21 protein-coding genes and 5 pseudogenes are annotated in these 23,789 nt (G+C 67.6%); 15 read left to right on the top strand and 11 right to left on the bottom strand.

Annotated features, from left to right (window positions below):
* Positions 1-86 precede the first annotated feature (86 nt).
* The 5 genes from BGI51_RS23875 to BGI51_RS10700 form a co-directional block, all read right to left on the bottom strand.
* On the bottom strand, positions 87-701 hold the full coding sequence (locus BGI51_RS23875; protein ID WP_356595270.1) for an ArsB/NhaD family transporter: 615 nt from the start codon (positions 699-701) through the stop codon (positions 87-89).
* Complete coding sequence (locus BGI51_RS23870) at positions 656-1,354, bottom strand: SLC13 family permease (protein ID WP_356595267.1); 699 nt, start codon at positions 1,352-1,354, stop codon at positions 656-658. Before BGI51_RS23870 ends, BGI51_RS23875 begins: the two co-directional genes overlap by 46 nt.
* A 48-nt stretch (positions 1,355-1,402) precedes the next feature.
* Positions 1,403-2,506, bottom strand: coding sequence for a metallophosphoesterase family protein (locus BGI51_RS10710; protein WP_187981104.1), 1,104 nt, complete (start codon positions 2,504-2,506; stop codon positions 1,403-1,405).
* A gap of 1 nt (position 2,507) precedes the next feature.
* Positions 2,508-3,812 carry an MFS transporter gene (locus BGI51_RS10705; RefSeq protein WP_187981103.1) on the bottom strand — a complete coding sequence of 435 codons (1,305 nt, stop codon included), beginning with the start codon at positions 3,810-3,812 and terminating at the stop codon, positions 2,508-2,510.
* A gap of 251 nt (positions 3,813-4,063) precedes the next feature.
* Complete coding sequence (locus tag BGI51_RS10700; RefSeq protein WP_187981102.1) at positions 4,064-5,017, bottom strand: bestrophin family protein; 954 nt, start codon at positions 5,015-5,017, stop codon at positions 4,064-4,066.
* A gap of 431 nt (positions 5,018-5,448) precedes the next feature.
* On the opposite strand from BGI51_RS10700, the pseudogene BGI51_RS10695 reads away from it, so the two are divergent.
* From BGI51_RS10695 to BGI51_RS10685, 3 genes and pseudogenes are all read left to right on the top strand, one after another.
* Positions 5,449-8,292 (top strand): annotated as a pseudogene (locus BGI51_RS10695) (DUF748 domain-containing protein); the annotation flags it as partial.
* 25 nt (positions 8,293-8,317) lie between these two features.
* On the top strand, positions 8,318-8,602 hold the full coding sequence (locus BGI51_RS10690; RefSeq protein WP_133862215.1) for a DUF2845 domain-containing protein: 285 nt from the start codon (positions 8,318-8,320) through the stop codon (positions 8,600-8,602).
* Positions 8,515-8,898, top strand: a complete 384-nt coding sequence (locus tag BGI51_RS10685) for a DUF2845 domain-containing protein (protein WP_187981306.1) — start codon at positions 8,515-8,517, stop codon at positions 8,896-8,898. Before BGI51_RS10690 ends, BGI51_RS10685 begins: the two co-directional genes overlap by 88 nt.
* A gap of 436 nt (positions 8,899-9,334) precedes the next feature.
* Here the strand turns inward: BGI51_RS10685 and BGI51_RS10680 are convergent, their stop codons facing one another.
* Entirely contained in the window at positions 9,335-10,117 is a 783-nt protein-coding gene (locus BGI51_RS10680; protein WP_187981101.1) for an NAD(P)H-dependent oxidoreductase, read from the bottom strand.
* An 87-nt stretch (positions 10,118-10,204) separates the two neighbouring features.
* On the opposite strand from BGI51_RS10680, the pseudogene BGI51_RS10675 reads away from it, so the two are divergent.
* A pseudogene (locus BGI51_RS10675) lies at positions 10,205-11,105 on the top strand (LysR family transcriptional regulator).
* A gap of 154 nt (positions 11,106-11,259) precedes the next feature.
* Complete coding sequence (locus BGI51_RS10670; protein WP_187981100.1) at positions 11,260-11,961, top strand: glutathione S-transferase family protein; 702 nt, start codon at positions 11,260-11,262, stop codon at positions 11,959-11,961.
* Positions 11,962-12,100: 139 nt separating this feature from the next.
* Here BGI51_RS10670 and BGI51_RS10665 read toward each other — a convergent pair.
* Positions 12,101-12,609 (bottom strand): annotated as a pseudogene (locus BGI51_RS10665) (nucleoside 2-deoxyribosyltransferase).
* 245 nt (positions 12,610-12,854) lie between these two features.
* Here BGI51_RS10665 and BGI51_RS10660 point away from each other — a divergent pair.
* Complete coding sequence (locus tag BGI51_RS10660) at positions 12,855-14,573, top strand: GGDEF domain-containing protein (protein WP_187981099.1); 1,719 nt, start codon at positions 12,855-12,857, stop codon at positions 14,571-14,573.
* Here BGI51_RS10660 and BGI51_RS10655 read toward each other — a convergent pair.
* Positions 14,570-16,015, bottom strand: a complete 1,446-nt coding sequence (locus tag BGI51_RS10655; RefSeq protein WP_187981305.1) for a PLP-dependent aminotransferase family protein — start codon at positions 16,013-16,015, stop codon at positions 14,570-14,572. The two genes, BGI51_RS10660 and BGI51_RS10655, sit on opposite strands and share 4 nt — an antisense overlap.
* A 27-nt stretch (positions 16,016-16,042) precedes the next feature.
* Here BGI51_RS10655 and BGI51_RS23865 point away from each other — a divergent pair.
* A pseudogene (locus BGI51_RS23865) lies at positions 16,043-16,291 on the top strand (hypothetical protein); the annotation flags it as partial.
* 86 nt (positions 16,292-16,377) lie between these two features.
* Here BGI51_RS23865 and BGI51_RS10650 read toward each other — a convergent pair.
* Positions 16,378-17,424 carry a metal-dependent hydrolase gene (locus tag BGI51_RS10650; RefSeq protein WP_187981098.1) on the bottom strand — a complete coding sequence of 349 codons (1,047 nt, stop codon included), beginning with the start codon at positions 17,422-17,424 and terminating at the stop codon, positions 16,378-16,380.
* Between the two features lie 3 nt (positions 17,425-17,427).
* Positions 17,428-18,177 carry an alpha/beta fold hydrolase gene (locus BGI51_RS10645; RefSeq protein WP_187981097.1) on the bottom strand — a complete coding sequence of 250 codons (750 nt, stop codon included), beginning with the start codon at positions 18,175-18,177 and terminating at the stop codon, positions 17,428-17,430.
* A gap of 145 nt (positions 18,178-18,322) precedes the next feature.
* Here BGI51_RS10645 and BGI51_RS10640 point away from each other — a divergent pair, with 145 nt between their 5' ends.
* From BGI51_RS10640 to BGI51_RS10620, 5 genes and pseudogenes are all read left to right on the top strand, one after another.
* Entirely contained in the window at positions 18,323-19,027 is a 705-nt protein-coding gene (locus BGI51_RS10640) for a glutathione S-transferase N-terminal domain-containing protein (RefSeq protein ID WP_187981096.1), read from the top strand.
* Positions 19,027-19,581, top strand: coding sequence for a GNAT family N-acetyltransferase (locus BGI51_RS10635; RefSeq protein ID WP_187981095.1), 555 nt, complete (start codon positions 19,027-19,029; stop codon positions 19,579-19,581). The genes BGI51_RS10640 and BGI51_RS10635 overlap by 1 nt, the downstream gene beginning before the upstream one ends.
* 152 nt (positions 19,582-19,733) lie before the next feature.
* Positions 19,734-20,099: a hypothetical protein gene (locus tag BGI51_RS10630; protein ID WP_252977265.1), complete on the top strand. Its 366-nt coding sequence runs from the start codon at positions 19,734-19,736 to the stop codon at positions 20,097-20,099.
* A 78-nt stretch (positions 20,100-20,177) separates the two neighbouring features.
* Positions 20,178-20,875, top strand: a pseudogene (locus BGI51_RS10625) (helix-turn-helix transcriptional regulator).
* A gap of 65 nt (positions 20,876-20,940) precedes the next feature.
* Complete coding sequence (locus BGI51_RS10620; protein ID WP_187981093.1) at positions 20,941-21,312, top strand: VOC family protein; 372 nt, start codon at positions 20,941-20,943, stop codon at positions 21,310-21,312.
* Positions 21,313-21,462: 150 nt separating this feature from the next.
* Here BGI51_RS10620 and BGI51_RS10615 read toward each other — a convergent pair whose 3' ends face one another.
* Positions 21,463-21,729 carry a DksA/TraR family C4-type zinc finger protein gene (locus BGI51_RS10615; RefSeq protein ID WP_017642690.1) on the bottom strand — a complete coding sequence of 89 codons (267 nt, stop codon included), beginning with the start codon at positions 21,727-21,729 and terminating at the stop codon, positions 21,463-21,465.
* Here BGI51_RS10615 and BGI51_RS10610 point away from each other — a divergent pair.
* The 3 genes from BGI51_RS10610 (at position 21,728) to BGI51_RS10600 (ending at position 23,683) form a co-directional block, all read left to right on the top strand.
* Positions 21,728-22,564 carry a CDP-diacylglycerol diphosphatase gene (locus BGI51_RS10610; protein ID WP_252977264.1) on the top strand — a complete coding sequence of 279 codons (837 nt, stop codon included), beginning with the start codon at positions 21,728-21,730 and terminating at the stop codon, positions 22,562-22,564. The genes BGI51_RS10615 and BGI51_RS10610 overlap by 2 nt on opposite strands.
* 22 nt (positions 22,565-22,586) lie before the next feature.
* Positions 22,587-22,799: a hypothetical protein gene (locus tag BGI51_RS10605; protein WP_133863253.1), complete on the top strand. Its 213-nt coding sequence runs from the start codon at positions 22,587-22,589 to the stop codon at positions 22,797-22,799.
* Between the two features lie 236 nt (positions 22,800-23,035).
* Positions 23,036-23,683 (top strand): TIGR04211 family SH3 domain-containing protein, encoded by a 648-nt coding sequence (locus BGI51_RS10600; RefSeq protein ID WP_133863252.1) that lies wholly within the window; start codon positions 23,036-23,038, stop codon positions 23,681-23,683.
* Positions 23,684-23,789 lie beyond the last annotated feature (106 nt).

Genomic DNA, 23,789 nt, shown 5'->3' with positions numbered 1-23,789 from the left:
GCAGCTCTTCGTAGCAGAGGTATGCCGATAGTGCCCCAGGCAGAGGGCAAAAATCGCCTTGCCTGAGGATAAGCCGTGACCGTCCGTCAGAGATGGATCAAGGCAGCCAGCGCCAGCACCAGCGCCGGAATCATCACCACGGCGCCCAGCTTGAGGAATTGCCAGAAGCTCACCGACAGCCCTTCACGGCGCAGCGCGGCCAGCCACAGCAGGGTCGCCAGGGAGCCGGTGATGGACAGGTTCGGCCCGAGGTCGATGCCGATCAGCACGGCGCCGGCGATCTTTTCCGAGACATGGGCGGTCTGCACCGCCGCCCCGGCCAGCAGGCCGGCCGGCAGGTTGTTGACCAGGTTGCTGCCAAAGGCCACCAGCAGCCCGGCGCCCCAGGCGGCGCGCTCCGGCGTCGCCTGGGCGACGGCCTGCAGCTGATTGGCCAGCGCCTGCAGCACCCCGGTGGTCTCCAGGGCTTCCACCAGCACGAACAGCCCGGCCACCAGCGGCAGGACGCCCCAGGAAATGTGCTTGAGCAACTCCAGGCCGCCGCCACGCTTGCAGGCCACCACCACCAGGAAGGTGGCGAAGCCGGCGAGAAAGGTCGGCAGACCCAGCTCCAGATCCAGCGCCGAGGCGCCGAGCAGGACCAGGATGGTCAGGATCAGACCGCAGCCGGCGATGCGTCCGGTGGTGGGCAGCGCCTCCACCGCGCCCCCTCGGACAACCGCTCGGCACGCAGGACCTTGGCCTGGGTCGCCCAGAGGGTGAGGAAGGTCGCGGCGATGGCCAGGATCGACGGCACCGTGAACAGCGCCAGCCAGCGGCTCAGCTCCGGCATGTGCTCGGCGAAGACCACCAGGTTGGCCGGGTTGGAGATCGGCAGCACGAAGCTCGCCGCGTTGGCGATGAAGGCGCAGGAGAACAGATAGGGCAGCGGATTCTTCACCTTCGCCGCGCGAGTGGCGTAGTAGACCGCCGGGGTCAGCACCACGGCGCAGGCGTCGTTGGAAAGGAACACCGTGACCAGGATGCCGACGCCATAGACCAGCGCGAACAGCCGCAGCGCCGATCCCTTGGCCGCACGCACCGCGTGGCCGGCGACCCAGTCGAACAGCCCTTCCTTACGAGCGATCTCGGCCAGCAGCATCATGCCGATGAGGAACAGATAGACGTCGGTGCCCTTGGCGACGCCGTGCCAGACGCCGTCCAGCGGCAACAGGCCGAACAGCGCCAGCAGCGCGGCACCGGCGACGGCGAACAGCGCCTCCGGCAGACCGAAGGGCCGCGAGACCACCCCGAGGGTGGCCAGGGCGGCGATGACCCACGTCAGGACGTGGGGAGTGGTGATGATGGACCCCATGAAAGCGCTGTTCCTTCTAGTCGATTCGCGAAACCGGCCTGGCCGACCTCACCATTTGCGGCCATTGCGATTGGGTCCCAGCTGGGTCCCCAGGACGCCCCTGGCCCGCCATTCACCCAGTTGGGTGCGATCCGAGCCCCAGTCGACGGGCGCGGCGACGGGGCTGAGATGACCGCTCAGCTCCACCTCGTCACGGTCTTCGCCGCCCTGCGCATCCCGGACCCGGACCTGCAACCGGCGGACGCCCTCCGGCACGGGTCGGTCCCCCTGATAGCGACCCTTGCCGAGCGGCTGCAGCGGCCACCAGGGACCGTCGTCGCATTGCCACTCGCAGGCCGTGAGGTCGCTCTCGGCCAGCACCAGCACCCGGCACTCGCGGACCTCGGCCACACCGGCGCCGTTGAGGCGGGCATCACCGGGCGCGGTGATCTGCACCCAGGGCCAGCCGTCGGGCAATTCGCGAAAGCGCCAGCTCACCGCCGGACCGTCCAGGGTGACCAGCGCGAATCCTACACCGCCTTCCTCGATCTGGCCGGTGGATCTGCAGGCGGCATAGAGCACGCCGCCGTCGTGGGCCAGTTCGTTGTAGTGGGTATGACCGATCTCCACCAGGCGCACCGGGCCCTCGTGCAGCAGCCGCGCCACCCGCTCGGCCTCGCCGGGCCCCTGCAGGTCCGCCGGATAGCTGTGCATGAAGACCACGCAGTGCTGCTCCAGCCGGGTCGCCTGGTGCAACTCCTGCTCCAACCATTGCACCTGCTCGCGGCCAAGGCGGAAATCCGGCCCGCCGGTGCCCGGTCCACACATGTCGAGGAACAGGCAACGCACGCCGCCCACCTCCCTGGCATAAGGCAGTTGCGGCACCTGCAACTCGGCATAGAAGGGCCCGAGATCGCCGCCTTCCATGTCGTGGTCGCCGGTGATCACCGTTACCGGCAGCGGAAAGTCGTCCAGCAGTCGCTTGAGCAACAGATACTGCTCCGCGGTGCCGTTGTCGGCGTTATCCCCGGGCAGATAGACGAAATCCAGCTCGCTGCGCCCGCGCAGGCGCTGCAGGAGGGTCTGCAGCGCCCGGGCATTGTCCGCCTCGGCGGTGGTCAGGTGCAGATCGCCGATATGGGCGAAGGCGAGAAAATCATCCTGGCGTGTCATTTCAGCCTCCCACCACCGAGCCGCTCGACCGCGCCGCGTCCCCGGCGACGTGCTCGTCGCGGGTCTCCGGCATCAGCAGCAGATAGAGCACGAAGCCTACCGCGGCGATGGCCGCCAGGGTGGTGAAGGCCGCCGCGTAGCCGAAGCGGACGATGATGATCCCGGCGATGGTGGCACTGATCGCCGCGCCCAGTCCCTGGGCGGTGGCGATGGCGCCCTGGCTGACGTTGAAGCGTCCGCTGCCGCGGGTCAGGTCGGCGACGATCACCGGCATCAGGGCGCCATAGACCCCGGCGCCAATGCCGTCGAGCAGTTGCACCGCCACCAGGTAGTAGGGGCTGTCGGAAAAGGTGTAGAGCACGCCACGGATCGCCAGCACGGCGAAGGCGAAGAGAAAGATCGGCTTGCGCCCGAAGACGTCGGCCTTGCGCCCCACCAGGATGGCCACCGGCACCATCACGCACTGGGCGGCGACGATGCAGACGGCCACCAGCGAGGTGGCGCTGTCCTTGCCGACGATATGGGTCAGCTGCTGGCCGACCGAGGTCAGCATGGCGGCATTGGCCAGGTGGAAGATCGCGGCCAGCAGCGCCAGCAGTTGCAACTTGCGATTGGCCAGCAGCGCCTGCCAGGCCGACACCGGCTTGGCGTCGCGGGCACCGACTTCGTCACCCAGCCCCTGGGCCAGGTCATCGTCGATCTCGTCCTGGGGCACCCGGACGATGGCGACGATGGAGGCCGCCGCCAGCAGCGCCATCAGCCAGAACACCACGGTGGGGCCGAAGAAATAGGCCAGGCCACCGGCCAGCGCCGCCGAGACGGCGTTGCCGGCGTGGTTGAAGCCTTCGTTGCGGCCGATGTGCCGGGTGAAGGCCTTGGGCCCGACGATCCCCAGGGTGATGGCCGCCAGCGCCGGGGCGAAGATGGCCGCCGCGGCATGGGCCAGCGACTGGGTGGCCGCCACCACATAGAAGTTGGAGACGAAGGGCAGCAGCACGCTGCAGACGGTCACCACCAGGGCGGCGACGCCGACCATGAGGCGCTTGTGGCGGGTACGGTCGATCAGGGCGCCGGCCGGAGTCTGGGCGATCAGCCCGGCGATGCCGGCCAGGGTCATGATGAAACCGGCGGTGGCCTCGTTCCAGCCCTCCCCCGGACCGCGCACGGCGATCAGGTAGATGGCGAGATAGGGCCCCAGGCCGTCGCGGACGTCGGCCAGGGTGAAGTTCAGGGCATCCAGGGCATGGCGCGCGCGGCGAGAGGGTTCGGCGCTGGCCCCGGCGGTCGGGGAACGAGTTTCGGACATGAGCGGGCATCCGTAGCGAGATATAGGTCGCGGGACGCAGGCCCCACGGCACCTCTCGCCCCGGCCCGCCAGCGACCCACGGCATGACCCGCTGGGCCCCAGCCAACCACCGCTGCCAGGGGAGATTGCAAAATGTGACCGGAGCGAAGCGGCGCTAGTGCCGTGCCCTCAGGAAAGAAATGCCTCTGGCGCGGGACTTTCCGCACGTTTCCCACCCTGGCGGCCCGACGCCTCCTGGGTAACGCCGCCGGTCAGGCCACCCGTCGGCTTGGAAAGGCGTCGTCCTCGGGCTGGGCCAGGGCCACGGCGCTGCCCTCTTCGCTGCGCGGCCGCAGCATCGACAAGAGGTTGGCCTCGATGGTGGCGCACAGCTTGTCCATGGTGATCTGGTGCTGGCTGTCGGCGAAGGGCGCCTGCAGATCGCTGCCGATGCGCTCCAGCGCCAGCAACATGAAGCCGACCACGGTCGACACCAGCGGGGTGAACCAGCCGAGGGTCGAGACCAGGCCCAGCGGCATGGCGATGCAGAACAGAAAGCTGAACAGCTGCGGAAAGCAGACATAGGGATAGGGCAAGGGGGTGTTGGCGATGCGCTCCATGCCGCCCTGCCAGTTGGACATGTCCACCAGGGTCTCTTCCAGCCGCGCCAGGCGGATGCTGTCCAGCCGGCCCTGGCGGTATTCGCTGGCGATCAGCTCAGCAGTGCCGGCAAGGATGTCGTTGGCGAAGTTGAGGCTGCCGTCGGCCAACGCCAATTCGTGGCGCGCCAGATAGGGCGCCGCGGCCTGGGCCGGGTCCTGGCGCTTGAGCTGGGCGCGCAGGGCATGCAGATAGCCCATGTGCCGACGCAGCAGCACGGCCTTGACCCGGTTCTGCACCCTGCCCTGGTCGTCGATCAGGGTCAGCACCTGGCGGCCGAAGCTGCGCGAGCTGTTGACCATGGCGCCCCACAGGGTCCGCGCCTCCCACCAGCGGGCATAGGCGCTGCTGTTGCGAAAGCTGATCAGCACCACCAGCGCCGAGCACAGCAGGGTCAGGGGCGTGAGCGGCAGGTCGAAGCGCTCGTCGACGAACAGCATGGCGTCCACCGTCACCGCCACGTCCCAGAGCAGCAGACCGAACAGCGACCAGCCGACGTAGCTGAAGGTGGTGCGCAGGAACTGGATCTTCTTCTGGATGGAATGGAGCTGGATCGGACTGGACATCTGCGACTCCCGGCGGCGCGGCTTCTCGATTCGCGGTTGCCCTGGCCGTCCTGTCGTCACGCCGCGAGCCGCTGAGCCCGTCGCCGTGTCCCCCTCCCTGAGAATGCAACCTGTTCGCGAGACTAGTCGGCGGTCCTTAAGTCAAACTTAATCCGGAGCGACGGGCGGATCATGGCAAAGTGCCGTGTTAGAGCCTTCGGCACAGGCCTCGGCGCCTCTACCAGAAGCCTTCCCGTCCGCCTGACCACTGATCGGTCGCGCGCCCGCTCCGCTCGTCCGGGTTGGCGAAACTGTGAGCGATTCTGCAGCCGCTCCTGTAGTCGTGGCCCTGATGACTCCCATAGCCAGCAGTGCTTTTGGGACGGCCACCGCCCTCGTTGGCGAAGGTGCCGTGCCATAATCCGGGCACCTTCGCCGTCCTAGATGCCTGCATGCCCAGAATTGTGAAAGCGAGCCTCGTGCTGCTCGTGCTCTTGGCCCTCTACAGTCTGCTCGGATTCCTGGCCGGACCGCGCCTCGCCCTGCACTACCTCAACCAGGCGCTGGCCGAGCGCTTCACCCAGCCCGCCAGCCTGCAGGCCCTGAGCTTCAACCCCTTCACCCTGCAGTTGCACGCCGAAAAGCTGTTGATCGGTCCGGCGGAGCACCCCGTGGTGGCGGCCGAAGGTTTCTCGGCCGATGTGCAGTGGGACAGCCTCTGGCGACGGACCCTGCACCTGACCGAGGTGCGCCTCGACCAGCCCCAGGTCGATCTGCGCATCGCCAAGGGTGGCCAGGTCAATCTGGCCCAGCTCTGGCGCAGCGACCCCACCACCACCGCCGCGCCGACCCCGGCGGAGGCGGAGCCCGGCCAGCCCTTCCCGGTGCACATCGAGCGCATTGCCCTGGTCGGTGGCCGGCTGCATTTCCTCGATGCCCAGGGCGCCCAGCCGGTGGAGGCCACCTTCACCCCCCTGGACGCCACCCTGCAGGATTTCCGCACCCGTAGCGGCGACACCCCAGGCCAACTGGCAATGACCGCCACCACCGCCCAGGGCGGCCAGCTCACCTGGAAGGGCAGCCTGGATCTCCTGCCGCTGCGCAGCGAAGGCGACCTGACCCTCAAGGGCGTCAGCCTCGCGCCCTGGTGGCCCTATGTGCGCAACCAGTTGCCGCTGGCGCTGGGCAAGGGGCGCCTGGAAGCCAGCGCCCACTACCGCCTGGACCTGAGCAAGACCCTGCAACTGCAACTCAGTCAAGGCCGCCTGGCGCTGGACGACGTCGCCGTGCAGGCGGTGAATGCCGACCCCAAGGCCAGCTTCAAGCGCCTGGCCGCCGAGGGTATCGGTCTGGATCTGCAGAAGCGCGAAGTCAGCATCGCCCGCCTGCGCGGCAACGGCCTGGATGCCTGGGGCAATCGCGAGCAGGACGGCACGCTCGACTGGCAGCAGCTCTTCCCCACCAGCGATGCCCCCAGCAGTGGCCCGGCGTGGCGCGTGAAGCTCGACGACGCCCAGCTCAGCGATAACCAGCTGCACCTGGTGGACCGCGTGCCCCAGGAGCCGGCCAGTCTCTATTTCAGCGGCCTGGACCTGGCGGTGAAAGGCTTCGACACCGCCAGCAGCAAGCCCTTCGGCCTGGAGCTCAAGACCACCCTCGGTGATCGCGGCCGCATCACCGCCAGCGGCCAGCTGGCGCTGACGCCCCTGCAGGGCAGCTTCGACGTCGGCATCGACGAACTCAACCTGCGCCAGGCCCAGCCCTATCTCAGCCCCTATGTGCGCCTGGAGATCCGCAGCGGCCAGCTGGCCAGCCGGCTCAAGCTGGCCCTGGCCCCGGGCGAGCCGCTGGGGCTGACCGTCAGCGGCGCGGCCCAGGTCACCCAGGTGCATGTGCTCGACACCCTGCACCAGCAGGACTTCATGCGCTGGCAGTTGCTGGACCTGCAAGGCATCGCCTTCACCCTTGGCAAACAGCTGGTCATCGACAAGATCGACCTGGAAAAGCCCTATGGCACCCTGGTGATCAACGAAGACCTCAGCAACAACTTCAGCGCCCTGCTGGTCCCCCAGCCGAAAACCGCGTCGAAGGACAGCTCGCCACCGCTGCAGATCCGCATTGGCGGAGTAACCATCAAGGATGGCAGCGCCGACTTCGCCGACAACAGCCTCAAACCTGGTTTCGCCACCAACATCCAGTCGCTGGAAGGCGGCATCGGCACCCTGGACACCGCCGCCTCCAAGCCGGCCGACATCCACCTCGCCGGCAAGGTCGATCGCTTCGCCCCGGTGGAGATCAAGGGCCGCCTCGATCCCCTCGATCCCCTGCAGCAACTGGACGTGACCGCCTACTTCCGCCAGGTCGAACTCACCACCCTGTCGCCCTACACCGGCAAGTTCGCCGGCTATGCGGTGCGCAAGGGGCGCCTCGACCTGGACCTGCAATACCGCATCGACGACGGCAGGCTGCAGGCGCAGAACCACGTGGTGCTCGACCAGCTGGAACTGGGCGAGCGGGTGGACAGCAAGGACGCCGTTGACCTGCCGGTGCGCCTGGCGGTGGCCCTGCTCAAGGACAGCCACGGTCGCATCGACCTGCGCCTGCCGGTGGCGGGCAATCTCGCTGATCCCAACTTCAGCGTCATGCCGGTGGTCTGGCAGACCCTGCGCAATGTGCTCAGCCGCGCCGTCCAGGCGCCCTTCCGCATGCTGGCGGGACTGGTTGGCGGGCACGAGGCGGATCTCAGCGCCATCGACTTCGCCGCCGGCAGCACCACGCTCTCGGCCCAGGCCCGCGGCGAGCTGGACAAACTGGCCGCGGCCCTGCGCCAGCGGCCGCAGCTGACGGTGGAGGTCAGGGGCCATGCCGGCGCCGCCAGCGATGGTCGCGCCCTGGCCGCCAGCCAGCTGGAAAAGGACTTCCAGACCCAGTACTTCAACCTGCTGCAGCGTCGCGGCGACAAGGTCCCCGCCGATCCCAGCCAGTTGCAGGTACCCGCCGCCATGCGCGCGCCCCTGCTGGAAGGCCTGTACCGCCTGCGACTGCAGGCGCAACCCCCGCAGGAATGGGATAGTCTTGACGATGCCACCCGCACGGCGCGCCTGCGCCAGGCGGTGCTCGAAGCCTGGAGTGGCAACGACGGCCTCCTGCGCAGCCTGGCCCAGCAGCGCGCGGGCGCCATCAAGACCTATCTGGTGGACACGGCGAAACTGGATGCCCAGCGGGTCTATCTGCTGGACGTCAGCACTCAAGCCCAATCCGGTGAATCGCCCACGGCCGCGCAGTTGCAGCTCGGGTGCTCTGACCGGTCAGGAGACCCCCATGCGTTGCCTACTCGCCGCCCTCACCCTGCTGGTCGCCACCGGCGCCGCCGCCGATTCCATGAGGTGCGGCAACGCCCTGGTCAGCCGGGGCGATCGCGCCTTCGAAGTGCTGCAGAAATGCGGCGAACCCGCCCACCGCGACCTGGTGGGCTACGAACTGGGCCGCAACGAACGCCGCGAGGCGGTGATCGAGGAATGGGTGTACGGCCCGAAGAACGGCGCCAACTACATCCTCACCTTCGAAGCCAATCGCCTCACCCGCATCGAGTTCCAGCGCCAATGAATCTGCGCCCCCTGCTGTTGCTGCTCCTGCTCGCCACCGGCACCAGCCAGGCCGCGTCGCTGCGTTGCGGCAGCGCCCTGGTCTCCACCGGCTCCACCACCCACGAGGTTCGCGGCAAGTGCGGCGAGCCGCTGAGCGTCACGCCCCTGGGCGAACGCCAGGTCACCGACGGCTATGGCTATCGCCAGGTGGAATTCGTCGAGGAATGGGCCTACGGTCCCTGGAACGGCATGCTGCATTTCCTTACCTTCCGCGGCGGCCGCCTGGATCAGGTAGACAGCAAGAGAGCCAACTGAGGCGACTTGCCTTGAATGATTCGCGTGGACGAGGCTGCGCCGTCGTCCACCCTACAGCCTGTAGCGTGGAAAACCGCGCAGCCTTTTCCACTGAAGCGTCGTAGTTACGTAGGTTGGGTTGAGACGGCTCCATCGTCGAAGCCCAACGAGGATGTTCAATCCTGGGCACCGTTGGGCTTCGCTGCGCTCAACCCAACCTACGGCTCAACCCGGTAGACTCGCTACGTAGCGTGGAAAACCGCAGAGCGTTTTCCACTGATAAGGTCAACTTCACTGCAGTCCATACACCGCATGTAACCGCCCCCTCTCCCCTGGGAGAGGGCTGGGGTGAGGGACGCTTCGTAGGTTGGGCTGAGCGCCAGCGAAGCCCAACACCACCCAAGGCCCAGCCCCGCCGTTGGGCCCCGAGCCATGGAAACCATGGCCGCGCCAGCCCTCATTCCTCCCGCAGATGAATCCCCAGATCGGTCCGCCCCGGCGCCAGCTCGGGCTTCAGGGTGAGTGCCGGAATCTCGTAATCCCCTCCATTCTGCCGCCGGAACGCCAGGGGCGTGTCCGTGACCAGTCCATCCAGCCGTGCCCCATAGGCCTGGCACAGTCGCTCGAAGCCGGCGGCGTCCAGCTTGCTCGTGCGATAGACCGGAAACGGCGGTAGCACGCTGAAGCCGGGATAGAAGAGGATGCCGTGCTGGATGGGAAAGAGGATGTCATCCAGCGCGCCATTGATGCCGCGCTCGCTGTAATGCGACGCCCAGCCGCCACAGGTCACCACCAGCATGGCGCGCTTGTCGGCCAGGGTGCCTTCGCCATAGCGGTCACCCCAGTGAGTGTCGCTGTGCTCGCCGACGCCATAGGCGAAGCCGCAGGCATAGACGCGTTCCACCCAGCCCTTGAGGATGGCCGGCAAGGAAAACCACCACAGCGGAAATTGCAGGATCAGCACATCGGCCCACAGCAACTTGGCCTGCTCGGCGGCGATATCCGCCGGTTGCTGGCCGGCGGCATAGGCCTGCCGAGAATCCAGGACCGCATCGAAGCGTGCCCCAGGCGCCAGGTGTGGCGCGTCCGCCGCATCCAGGGTGGCCTTCCAGTGCAGGGCATAGAGATCGGAGACCTGGACCTCATGGCCGGCCGCCTGCAGATGGGCCACGGCGAAGTCGCGCAGCGCACCGTTGAGCGATCGGGGTTCGGGATGGGCGTAGACCAGCAGGACCTTCATGGCACGTACCTCTCGAGGGAAAGGTGGCCAGGCTAGGTGACGGCGGAGTTATGCTGGAAATGAATTACCGAAACAGTAGCCATTGCCATGCACAATAGCTTGCGCCGCCTCGATCTCAACCTGCTGGTGACTCTCGACGCCCTCCTGGTGGAATTCAACGTCACCCGCGCCGCGCGCCGCCTGAATCTGGCGCAGCCCACCGTCAGCCTGCAGCTGGGTCGGCTGCGCCAGCTGCAGGACGATCCCCTGCTGCTACCTGGGCCGCGCGGCATGCGACCCACGGCGCGCGCGGCGGCGCTGCGTGAACCCTTGCGCCAGGCGCTGGCAGCCCTGGACGAGGCCTTGGCACCGGCCGCCCCTTCGAACCGGCTCGCGCCGAGCGAACCTGGCGCATCGCCGCCAGCGACCACAGTGCCACCACCCTGCTCACCCCGCTGCTGGCTGACCTGCGCCAGCAGGCGCCCGGCATCCGCCTGGCGCTGCTGGACAAGAAGCCGGCGTTGCTCGCCGAGCAACTGGAGGGGGATCGCCTGGACCTGGCGCTGGACGTGGCCGATACCGCCGCAGCGGGTCTGCGTCAGCGGCTGCTGTTCACCGAACACTATCTGCTGGCGGGCCGGCGCGGCCATCCGGCGCTGCAGCAACCTGTGTCCCTGGAAACCTTCTGCCAACTGGATCAGGCGCTGGTTTCGCCGAGCGGTGGCGGCTTCGCCAGCGTCACTGACCGGTTGCTGGCGGAACAGGGCCGCGAACGGCGGGTGGTGCTGTCGGTGCCCCACTTCGCCACCCTGGCCAGTGTCCTCCTGGTCAGCGATCTGGTGGCCCTGCTGCCCGCCCAGATCGCCCTGAACCATCCCGGTCTCCAGGTCCAGCCGCCCCCCTGGCCATCCTGGGCTTCGACATGCTGCTGCTCTGGCCCGAACGCCTGCACCGCGATCCAGCCCATGCCTGGCTGCGCGAACGGATCGTCGCCAGCCTCGTGAGCTGAACGCCCGCCTGACCAATCGACTCTCTGCATGGAGGGCATACAGCGGCTTGGCTGTTCGCCCCGGCCCTGGCCCGGCATCCTTGGTCACCTCGTACGAACGCGGCACGACTGCCCGCAGTCACATGCTTCGTCACTGTCCCTTCCGGAGTCCTCCATGGCCAAGCTACGTCTCTTCACCTCGCCATCTGCCTTTCCCAACCCGCAACGGCTGCGGCTGTTCATCCAGGAAAAGGGCATCGCCGACCAATTCGAGGAGGTCATCCTGAAGATGGCGCCCGAAGGCGAGCAACGCCAGTGGCAGCATCTCAAGCGCAATCCCTGGGGCGAGACGCCGACCCTGGAACTCGCCGACGGCGGCTACCTGGCCGAGAGCGCGGCCATCGCCCGCTATCTGGACAACAGCTATCCCGGCCGCAAGGTAATGGGCGAAACGCCGCTGGAGCAGGGCCAGGACGCCATGTGGAATGACCGCATCTTCATCCATGTGCTCTATCGCATCGTGACCATGTTCCATGTGCAGCACGAAGGCCTCGGCCACAAGCTGGAGCTGACCCACAATCCGCAGTGGGGCGAGCATTGCCGCAAGGAAGCCCTGATGCACGCGGCGCTGGTGGATCGGCACCTGGCGGATGGTCGCGAGTGGCTGCTGGGCGGCGCGGCGCCGACCTTTGCCGACATCACCCTGTGCACCGCCATCGCCTTCTCCAAGTTCCCCACCAACCAGACGCCGCTGGACGAGCGCTTCGAGCACCTGGCGGCCTTCTGGGCGCGCTGGCAGCAGCGCGACAGCTTCCGCGCGGCCTATGCCGACGGCAACAGCGGACTGGACGAACTGGCGTCCCTGGCACGCGGCTGACTCCGTTCAGACCGCCTCTCCCCTACGGGGCGAAACTCCGTAGCGTGGAAAACGGCGCAGCCTTTTCCACTGGACTGACCGCTAACCACCCCTCTCCCCTGGGAGAGGGCCGGGGTGAGGGTCGTACCCACCTGACTCGCTAGCCGAGCCGCTCGCGCAATACCGCCAGGGCCACCTCCGGCCCACCGACGACGATGCTGGCCGGTACCGCCAGCATCAGGTTCAGCGGCAGACCGAATTCCTCCAGCGTCCAGCCGTCACGGTCCAGCAGCCCCACGCCTACCCACTCGGGATGTCGCGCACGAATCCGCTCGGCCAGGCTGCCCGCCTCCGGGACATAGCCCACCACCGGCTTGCCCAGCGCTACCGCATAGCCCACCTCGAAACAGGTGCCGCTGTCAGGCTCGGCGCCGCGAAAGAAATCCAGGCTGGCCAGGACGCCATCCGCCTGCTCGATCAGCGCCAGATTCGCCCGATAGATCCAGGCCGCCTGCTCCCCTGGTTCGGTCAGCCTCGGGGAAGGGCGTTGTCCAGCGGAAACAGCCCCGTGCAGCCATGACGGGCGCACAGCGCCTTGAGCGCGTCGCCCTGGGCGACGGCATCGGGCCGGAAGACTTCGGGACCGGCGAGATAGATACAGGGTGGCATGGCAGGACCTCGCGAAATGGCCAGTGTAGAGGGTGGGCGATACCCCGTCTGCCTGACGAGGTTTCGTGGCCGCCCTGCCACTCGTGCTGTCGGCATGACCGTTGGCGCAATAACCAATCCGCCCGGCCCCAGCTGTATACGTTTTGAAAGCTAGACCTTTTAACATCGGCGCACCTTGAGAGCCTGAATCCTCCGCTGTTCGGAATCGGCTCGCCTCCTGGGCATGCTCGCTTCGGTGTCGCCTGATGTCTGGCCGTTTTCTGCTGACCGCTCATCTCAATCGACTGATTAATGCCTTGCTGGTGGTGACCTCGCTCGCCACCGCCTGCGGCATGGCCCTGCTCGTCCAGCAGGCCCAGGAGAACTCGATGAGCATGGGCCTGACCCGTGACCAGTTGCCGGTCTACGAGGAGGCGCTGCGGCTGGTGGAGGCCGTCTCCGCCGAGCGTGGCCCGACCAATGCCCTGCTCGGCGGTCGCGGCGGCGATAGCCATGAGCTGGCGCGCGCCCGGGCCCTGAGCGATCAGCGCTTCGCCCGGCTACAGGTGCTGTTGCAGGGCTGCCGGCAATGCAGCGTGACCGCCGAGCAGGCGGCAAACGGCTATCAGACGCTGCTGCAGGCCCGTGCCCGGGTCGACCAGCGCCTCCGGGGGACGCCGGACGATCCCCCGTCCCAGGACATCGCCACCGTGGTCCAGGGTATGTTCCGCGCCCTCGACAGCAACTTCATCACCGCCGACCTCACCCTGCACGACCTCATCCAGCGCAGCCCGGCCGTGGCCATCTACCTGGTCAATGCCAAGCTGGCCGCCCGTCTGCGCGACACCGCCGGACGCCTGGGTTCGCTGCTGACCCCGGCGCTGCAGGCGCAGCGCCTGCCCAGCGGGGCGGAACAGGTCCAGTTGCTGCAGACCCAGGGTCGCATCAACCAGCTGATGGATCTCTTGCGCAGCAACCTCAACCTGGCCCCCGGCCGTCCCGAGCACGACTGCTTCTTGCATGTGCAAAAGCGCTACCTGGGCGAAGGCCTGGACTGGTACCACCAGACCCTCGCCGCCCTGGCGACCGGCACGGCGCCCACTGCGGCCAGCTTCGCCCAGGGCTATGTCCCGACCATGGTCAGCATCCTGGAGTTGCGCGACGAGATGCTGAGTCTGGCCCGTGACGAAGCCGATGCCCTGGCACGCGAGGCCCAGCTGCGGCTGTGGCTGACCATCGCCGCGGCGGTGGGCATCCTGCTGGCGCTGGGTACCGGTCTACTGTTGCTCAAGCAGCGCCTGCTGACGCCGCTGCTGGCCAATACCCAGCGACTGCTCAGCCTCAGCCGGCGCGCCCGACCGCTCGGGACGGTGGCCGAAGATGACCCGCGCAGCCTGTTCGCCGCCTTCGCCCAGCTGGAGGACGAGTTACTGCAGGCCGACCGGCTGCGTGAGGAGCGTGATGCCCTGATCGCCGAACTGGGGGTCCGCGCGGAGACCGACTACCTGACCGGCCTGGCCAATCGACGCGCCTTCGAACGCGAGCTGGCGCAGGGGGTGACCCGCACCGCCGGGCAGCTGGCGGCGATCGCCTTCGATATCGATCACTTCAAGCGCATCAACGACACCTACGGGCACGCCGCCGGTGATCTGCTGCTGCAGCAACTGGCGCAGCGCTGCCGCGAGCTGCTGCGTCCCGGTGATCGCATCGCCCGGATCGGTGGCGAGGAATTCGCCGTGCTCGCCGATGTAGCCCAGCCGACCGACGCCCTGGCACTGGCCGAGCGCCTGCGCTGCGGCATCGCCGAGGCGCCCTTCGCCGTCGGCCCGACCGAGGCGCTGCCGGTCACCGCCAGCTTCGGCGTGGCGGTGACGCCGCGGCTGGCGGAAGGCGTCCCGGTCCGCCTGCTGGCCCAGGCCGATGCCGCCCTCTACCGCGCCAAGCATCGCGGGCGCAATTGCAGCGAGATCGCCGAACTCGGCTAGACCGGCAGGGCCAGCGACCGCGGCAGCGCTTCGTCGAGCAGGCGGCAGGCGGCCTCGCCCACGCGCCGCACGCCCTCCTCGATCCCCGGACGCTGGGCCTGGGCATAGTTCAGGCGCAGGCAGTTACGGTACTTGCCCGAGGCAGAAAAGATGCTGCCGCAGGCGATCTGCACGCTCTGGGCGAGCAGTTCGCGATTGAGTCGATGGCTGTCGCAGGCCTCGGGCAACTCCACCCACAGCAGGAAGCTGCCCTGGGGCTGGCTGACCCGGGTTCCGGCGGGAAAGTAGCGCTGCACCCAGGCACTCATCAGGTCGCGATTGCGCTGGTACTGGGCGCGCATGCGGCGGACGTGCACGGTGTAGTGACCGGCGGCGATGAATTCGGCGATGGCCAGCTGCGGCTGGGGAGCGGTACAGCCGGTGCCTATGTACTTGAGGTGCAGGATGCGCTCGGCATAGCGCCCGGGCGCCACCCAGCCAACCCGGAGACCGGGTGCCAGGGTCTTGGAAAAGGAACTGCAGAGGATTACCCGATCGTCTTCGTCGAAGGCCTTGAGCGCTCGCGCCCGCGGATAGCCATAGAGCAGATCGCCATAGACATCGTCTTCGATCACCGCCAGGTCGTGCTTGCGCGCCAGGGCCACCAGCTGGCGCTTGTTGGCCTCGGGCATGCAGTAGCCCAGGGGATTGTTGCAACTGGGGGTGAGCTGGATGGCCCGTACCGGCCATTGCTCCAGGGCCAGTTCCAGCGCCGGCAGGCTGATGCCGGTGCGCGGATCGGTAGGGATCTCCAGTGCCTTGAGGCCCTGACCCTTGAGGGTCTGCATCACCCCGTGAAAGGTCGGCGAATCCACCGCGACGATGTCGCCCTCCTGGCAGGTGGCGCGCAAGGCCGTGGCCAGGGCCTCGTGGGCACCGCTGGTGATGACGATGTCATCGGCGGTGAGCACGCAGCCGGCATCCAGCTGCAGCCGGGCCACCTGTTCGCGCAAGGCCACCACGCCCTGGATGCTGTCGTAGGACAGCCCGGCATTGCCCGGCCGCCGCGCCAGGCGCGCCATGCCGGCCAGCAAGGGGGCCAGGGTCGGCGCCTCGGTATCCGGCAGGCCGCGGCCGAGTTGCACCCGTACCGAATCCGGGGTGGAGGTCATCAGCTCGCGCACTGGCTCCCAGCCGGACACCTCCACCGGCCAGCGCGCCGGGCGGGTCACCCGCGGCAACTCGATGACGCGTCTTTCCAGGCGGACGAAATAGCCGGACTTGGGCCGTGGCTCCACCAGCCCGCGGTCCTCCAGCAGCCGATAGGCCTGCTGCACCGTGGCCAGACTGACCCCGTGCTCCTGGGCCAGGGCGCGCACCGACGGCAGGCGCTCGCCCGGTCGATAGAGACCCTGTTCGATACGACGGCCGAGGGCATCGGCCAGCAGCTGATAGCGATTCATGTCCGGACTATAGCGGCGCAGGCGGGGATGGCGCGCCATACAGATAGCCACGCCCTGCACCATACAGCCGAACGCTGTAAGGCGGCTGTATGGCGGACAACCCACCGGCCTGGGTCTGCCCCTGAGGCGGCTAGCGGCGGAGCATGGAGACAGCCCAGGAGAGACGCCATGCCCAGAGACCCCAGCCTTCACGATCAGACCCGCGCCAGCGGCTGCTGGCTGCTGTTCCAGCGCCAGCTGACCACCCGCCGCAGCCTGCCGGACCTTACCGACCGGGAACTGGCCGATATCGGCCTGGATCGCCATACCGCCCTGCATGAGGCCCAGCGCCCCTGGTGGCGGCTGCTGCTGGAGGCCTGGCGTCAGTCCGGCAGACGCGACAGCCGCGCCGCCCAGTCCGCCACCGGTGCCGGCGACTCCGGGTGCCAGAGTCTGCGCCAGACCACCGCCAGCTGTTCGCGACCGCCGCGCTCGCGCGGCCACAGCGAGGGTTCGGCGACCAGTCGCCAACCGCTGGCCTCGCGCTGAGCCAGGGCGAAACGGAAACTGTGGTAGCCGGTGGCGCCAAGGCGCAGATCGGTCACCACCAGGTCGTCGCCCAGGCGGTCATAGCGCAGCCAGTCGTCGGTGAACCAGCGCAGCCGCTGTTCGGCCGGCGAGTCGGCGACGATCGGCGCCAGTTCGCCCCCGCGTGGCAGCGGGACCAAGGTGGGCGGGCGGTCGTCGAACAGCCCCACCCAGGTTTCCCGGTAGCGTTCGGGTCCGTCATCCACCATGACCCGCCAGAGCAGACTGGTGAAGGGCAGCGGCGCGCTGAACAGGCGTGCATCCGCCTGCCCCTGGGCCGCCAGCGCCTGGCGTACCTGGCGCTCGGCGGAATATTTGGCCACCAGGGTCCAACCCAGATAGGCCGTGGAGAGCAGCAGGGCCACCATGGCCAGCCGAGGGGTTCTGCCCCTGGGGCCAATCACCAGGCCAGCGAGTACCGCCACCAGCAACGGCAGGGTATAGAGCGGATCGATGATGAAGACGCTGGACCAGGCTATCGGGGTGGTCGGCAGCGGCCAGAACAGCTGGGTGCCATAGGTGGTGAAGGCATCCAGCAAGGGATGAGTAATGAGCACCAGCCAGAGCGTCAGGAACAGGCGTGCCTGGCTGTAACCCGGATCGCGCCAGCGACTGCAGATCAAGGTCAGCAGCAGGGCCAGTCCGGTCAGCACGAACAGCGAATGGCTGAAGCCACGGTGGTAGGTCATCTCCTTGACGGCATCGCCGTAGTCGATGACCACATCGAGATCCGGCAGGGTGGCCAGGGCGGCGCCATAGAGGATCGCGCGCCGACCCTGCCAGCGACCCAGCAGTGCGGTCTGGACGGTAGCGCCGAGCACGGCCTGGGTCAGCGAATCCACCGGTCAGAGCTCCCGGGCGAAGTCGAGCATCAGCCGCGCCAGGGCCTGGGGCGTCTGCAGCGGCATCAGGTGACCGGCACCGGGAATGACCTGCAGCCGGCTGTTGGGGAAGGCCGCCAGGGTGGTGCGGCGCTGTTCGTCCGGACCCGGCACCTGCTGGTCATCGGCGCCGCAGACCAGCAGCACCGGATAGTCCAGGGTCTCGATGCGGTCGCTCCAGTCCTCCCGACTGCCATGATCGACCCAGGCCCGCCAGGCTTGCAGATTCAGCCGCTGGGCATCGGCGATCACCACCTCGCGGATGGCATCGGGCAGGCGATGGGCGCTGGATTCGTCGACAAAGGCCTCGGCCTCCGCCCGGCTCTTGCCATAGGCGCGCTGGGCATCGCGATCCGCCTCGCTCATGGGCTGCGGCCCGGGCGGCGAAGGCGCCACCAGGATCAGCCCGAGCAGATACTCCGGTCGCCGCGCCGCCAGCACCACGGCCACCTTGCCGGTCATCGAGTGGCCCACCAGGATGCAACGCTCCAGGCCCAGGGCACGGATGCTGGCATCCACCTGGTCGGCCATCTCGGCGACGCTGTAACCCTCGACCGCGGCGGCATCGCCGAAGCCTGGCGTATTGAGCGCCACGCAACGGTGTTCGCCATCCAGGTAGGGCGCGGTGGGAAACCAGGTGCGGTGCGAGCCGCCGAGAAAGTGCATGAGCACGAAGGTGGGCGAACCGCTGCCCTGCTGACTGTGGGGAAGCATGGGAAATCCTCGGTGCGGGGCTGAAGGCGGATACGTCTCAGATGGAGGGGTAGGCATCGCGCGAAGTTCCGCTTCGCTGAAGACCCGGCAACCCGGGCCGCGCTCGCCGGTCTCACCCAGAACCACCCCCTTTCCGGAGTCCACCATGGCCGATCTGTCGCGCTTCCCCATCACCCATCGCTGGCCCGCCCGGCATCCCGAGCGCCTGCAACTCTATTCGCTGCCTACGCCCAATGGCGTCAAGGTGGCCATCCTGCTGGAAGAGCTCGGCCTGCCCTACGAGGTGCATCGCATCGACTTCGGCCAGGACGACCAGCACACTGCGGAATTCCTCTCCCTGAGCCCCAACAACAAGATCCCCGCCCTCCTCGACCCCGACGGCCCCGGTGGCGAACCCCTGGGACTGTTCGAATCCGGCGCCATCCTGCTCTACCTCGCGGAAAAGACCGGACGCCTGCTGCCCGAGGCGCCGGCGCAACGCTACCAGGCCATCCAGTGGCTGATGTTCCAGATGGGAGGCATCGGCCCCATGTTCGGCCAGCTCGGCTTCTTCACCAAGTTCGCCGGCAAGGACATCGAAGACAAGCGCCCCCGCGACCGCTACGTGACCGAGGCCCGGCGCCTGCTCGGCGTGCTGGAAGGTCAGCTCGGGGGCCGCGCCTGGATCCTGGGCGAGGACTACAGCCTCGTCGACATCGCCACCTTCCCCTGGATCCGCGCCCTGCTGGAGGTCTACCAGGTGGCCGACCTGATCGGCTTCCAGGACTTTCCCAAGGTCCGTCGCGCCCTCGACGCCTTCCTCGCCCGCCCGGCAGTGCAACGCGGCCTGCAGATCCCGGCAGCGCCCTGATGCCGGGCGACGTCGAGCTGGGGCTGCGCCAGTGGCGAGCGGAGGATGGCGCCGCGTTCGCCAGGCTGAATGCCGATCCCGAGGTGATGCGGCATTTTCCTGCTTGCCTGGACCGGGCGGCCAGTGATGCGCTGCTCCAGCGTTGCCGGCAGGGCATTGCCGAGCGCGGCTGGGGGTTCTGGGCGCTGGAGCGCCGTACCGACGGCGCCCTGCTCGGCTTGCTCGGAATCAGCCCGGTGTCATCCGATCTTCCTTTTGCACCTGCGGTCGAGATCGGCTGGCGGCTGGATCGCCCCTATTGGGGCAAGGGCTACGCCAGCCGCGGTGCCCAGTTGGCCCTGGCCCACGCCTTCGACACTCTCGGACTCGACGAAGTGGTCGCCTTTACCGCGGCAGCCAATCAGCCGTCACTGGCCGTGATGCGCCGGCTGGCGATGGCCGACGCCGGTCACTTCGAACATCCGCGTCTGCCACCAAGCCATCCGCTTCGACCGCATCGGCTGTTTCGGCTGAGCCAGGCGCAATGGACGGCCGCGCGCGTCGCAGCTGAGTAGACTGTCCCCTTCTCCAAGGTAGAGCGGTACCGATGACTGCAAGGCCGGATACACACGAGGCGACCCTGATAGTCGAGACAGTCCACTGGCGCCTGGGTTATCGGCGGGACTCTCGGTATCCCGGTCTTCTGACCCTGAGCAGTCAACAAGCCGTGAGCGACTTCAACACACTCGACGCGCCTAGTCTGGCCGAATTAGGTCAGCAACTGGGGTTCGCCGAGAAACTTCTGCAGCGCTGTTATGCACCCTACAGGGTGGTCTTCTACAAGCTGGGCTTTTCCGCAGGCTTCTCCCTGCACGTGCACATTGCGCCGATTTCGCACGCACTGCTGAACGAAATCGCAGCCCACTCCAGTTACAGCGACGACCCGGATGGCAACGATGCCATCCTCTATCTGAGCCGCGAATATGGCGAGCGAGACCTTGGGCCAGAGGAGCAACAGACGCAAAGGATCGAGATCGCGCGCCTCAGAGAGATGGCCAACGAGCTTTTGCGTCAGCCCGGTAACTTTCTATAGCCGACCTGCCCTATCAAGAAGCCTAAACGCGCCTGGCCACGGCTAGAGCATCACCTGCTCCCAGATTAAACTGCGCGGATGTCACGCTCAGAACGGCTGTTCGATCTGCTCCAGGCCTTGCGCAGGCACCGCCGCGCCGTGAGTGGCCGCGCCTTGGCCGCAGAAACGGGAGTCAGTCTACGCACTCTGTACCGCGACATCGCCAGCCTGCAGGCGCTGGGTGCGGCGATCGAGGGTGAACCGGGCGTCGGCTATATCCTCAAGCCAGGTTTTCTGCTGCCACCGCTGATGTTCACCCCGAAGAACTTGAAGCCCTTGTCCTCGGCTCGCGCTGGGTAGCCGAACGCACCGATGGCAGCCTGGCAGCGGCCGCCAGCAATGCCCTGGCACGGATCTCCGCGGTCCTGCCGAGCGAGCTGCAAAACGAATTGGCCATGACCACCCTGCTCATCGGACCGAGTCGGGAAACACCCCGCAACCAGGTCGATCCGGCGATCCTGCGTCAAGCCATACGCCAGGAAACCAAGCTCACCCTGGTTTATCGCGATGCCACTGACAGCGAATCCCAGCGCACCATCTGGCCCTTCGCGCTGGCCTACTTCGACGCCGCACGGGTGCTGCTCGGCTGGTGTGAGTTGCGTAAAGACTTCCGTAGCTTTCGCGCCGATCGCATCGTCTCGGCAAAGGCCTGCGAAGAACGCTATCCACAGCGCCGTCAGAGCCTGCTCAGAGATTGGCGAAGGCAGATGAAACGCCAGGGTTCCATGCCTGCCTGAATGCTGACAGAAACTGGCAGTGGGGTTCCTTAGACTGGGCGGCATCACCACAGAGGAGATGCGCCATGCACTACAGCACCAGTCTGATGTTCTATGTTGCCGATGTCCGTACCAGCCGGAATTTCTACGCCGAATTGCTTGGCCTCACCCCGGTCGAGGACGGCCCTGGTTTCGCCCTCTTCGTGCTTCCGTCCGGTCTCGCCCTGGGCTTGTGGACAAGGGAAGCCGTGGTTCCTGCGGTTGGCGCGGGAAGCGCGACGGGTGAATTGGGCTTCAAGGTGGCCAGCATGCCGGCGGTGGATGAGCTGTACGATCGCTGGCGCATGCAGGGCGCCGAAGCGCTTTTACCGCCAACCAACCTGCCGTTCGGCCGCAGCTTCGTCGTACGCGATCCTGACGGTAACCGACTGCGAGGCTATGCGGTGCATCCCGACTGATTCCTGCTGGCGGCCTCACTCCAGCAGCTGGCACGTCACATGCCAGCTGCTGGAGTGAGGCCCGCATGGTACAAACCCTTAGCAGCCTCGATCCTGCGAGACGTCCAGCCCTGTCCAGGTCGCCGCACCATGCCACTGCCCCATCCACCCCTAGCGCAACTGACTGTCCTTGCTCGCCCGCCGGTTGTAGCCGCCGGCGCGCTGGTCTTCGGCGTCCTGCTCGGACTGGCAGCGGATGCACAGGTGCACACCCGGGACCGCCTGGCGGCGCGCCTCGGGGATGGCGTCGCCGCACTCCTCACAATGGGTGAGGCTCGCGCCTCGGTGCAGACGGCTGCGGGCGCGTTGCACCGCATCGTCCACCGTGCTGTCGATCTGTTCCTGAACCGCGCCGTCTCCGGCCCAACCATTGGCCATGGCTGATCTCCCGCTGCATTGCCCTGATAGCCATTGGAAGCGCAGTTCGCGCAGTTGTTCGCTGCCGCCCAGCATCCGCTCGTCGTGGCGGCGCCTGCCGTGGCTGCTGATGCTGGGCGTGGCGCTGACGGGCTGTGCCAGCCGCGACCTGCTGCGCCAGGTCACGACCGGGCTCTGCGTACCCAATGCCCGCCTCACCGGCCTGGCCACCCCCTGTCGCCAGGTGGTCAAGGACCCCGGCTTCGCCGTGCTGCGCGCGCCGGGTGAGCGACAGCATTTCATCCTGGTACCCCTGCGGCCCCTGCGCGGACTGGAGAGTCCGGCGCTCTGGCAGCCCGGCCAACCCAACTGGTTCGGCCTGGCCTGGCGCCAGCGCTGGTACCTGAGCGCCTGGGGCCAGGCGCCGGTGGCGGACGAGCGGATCGCCCTGGCCCTCAATGCCCCCAGCGGGCGCAGCCAGGATCAGCTGCATGTGCACCTGGCCTGCCTGCGGCCCGAGGTGCGCGAGCAGCTCTCGCCACTGGTGCCCGAGCTGGACGAACACTGGCGCGCGCTGCCCATGGCGCTGGCGGGCGGTCGTTATCAGGCGCGGCGGCTGAGCGAAGCCCAGTTGCTGCCCGCGGATTTCTTCCAGGCCCTGGCCAGCCAGCCGCCCTACCCGCTGCCGGACCCACGGCTGTCGCTGGCGGTGGTGGCGCTGCCGAGCCGGGATGCCAGCCGCCAGTTCCTGCTGCTGGCCGGCCGCGCGGGCAGCCAGCCGGGCGACCAGGGTTCGGCCGAGCGGCTGCTGGTGGCGGACTGCCAGGGAACGACCGGGGCCCCGGCGACTCAATAGCGCCAGCGCGCCAGGAGGCCACATGCCGCAGGAATTCCAAGAACTCTTCGACTTCATCGATCAGCTGCTCGCCTGGTCCGACTTCTATCTCAAGTCCGGCCTGCTGCTCTGCGGGGTGGGCATGCTGGCTGGCGCCATCGCCTGGAAACACTGGTGGGGCAAGGCGCTGGCCTTCGGCTGCGCCGGCCTGGGCGCACTCGCGGCCCTGAGTCTGGATCTGTTGCAGCGCCTCTGAAGCGCCGCCGGCAAGATCCTGAATGACCTGGCAGCTTTCGCCTGCCGCCGCATGGCGGCAAGATGACACTGGCCGTCGCTTTCCGCCGCCAAAGCTTGAACTGCTTCACCGTCTCGAACAGCGGGCGCTACGGGTTGGCGGATAGAGCGCGGCAGCTTGCTAGGGTACTGCCCCACAATAATCCGGCTTGTTCACCACGGCCTTCATCTTTTCAGCTCATGCATAAAGACCCGATCATGCCCATGTCCCCATCTCGCCTGCTGTCCCGCCTCCCGCATCTCGGCCTCTGCCTGGCCGCCTCCCTCGCTTCCCTGGCCGGCACCGCCGTGGCCCAGGAAGGCACTGCCCGCTGGGTCAGCGACAGCCTGACCACCTATGTCCGCAGTGGTCCCACCGATGGCTATCGCATCGTCGGCACCCTCAAGTCCGGGCAGAAGGTCGAGCTGATCAGCACCCAGGGCGACTACAGCCAGGTGCGCGGCGAAGGCGGCAGCACCGTCTGGATCCCCAATGCCGACCTGCAGGCCAAGCCCGGCCAGGCCGAGCGCCTGCCGCAGCTGGAACAGCAGGTGGCCGAGTTGAGCGGCCAGCTCAAGACCATCGACGACAGCTGGAAGAATCGCGTCCAGGGCATGCAGGAGACCCTGGATTCGCGCAAGAAACAGATCGACGAACTGGAGAGCCGCCGCAAGGACCTCGACGCCCAGCTCACCCAGGCCCAGTCGGAATTGCGCAGCACCCAGGCCAAGCTCGGCAACGAGAACAAGCAGGCGCTGATGCAGTACATGGTCTACGGCGGCAGTATCGCCGGCGCCGGCCTGCTGGCCGGCCTGATCCTGCCGTCCATGACGCGGGGTCGCAAGAAGAACGACCGCTGGTTCTAGACGTCGGCTATCAGCCGTCCTCACGGCGGGGTGCAACCCGGGGTCGCGGCGCGTGCCTTAAAAAGGCACCGCTTCTGCTACCGTGGCCCGACGCCTCCCGTCCAGA

Origin of the sequence: Pseudomonas oryzihabitans (genome assembly GCF_014522265.1) — a bacterium.
GTDB lineage: Bacteria > Pseudomonadota > Gammaproteobacteria > Pseudomonadales > Pseudomonadaceae > Chryseomonas > Chryseomonas aestiva.
Note: the sequence above shows the minus strand (reverse complement) of the source record. Positions and strands in the feature narration are given on the sequence as shown.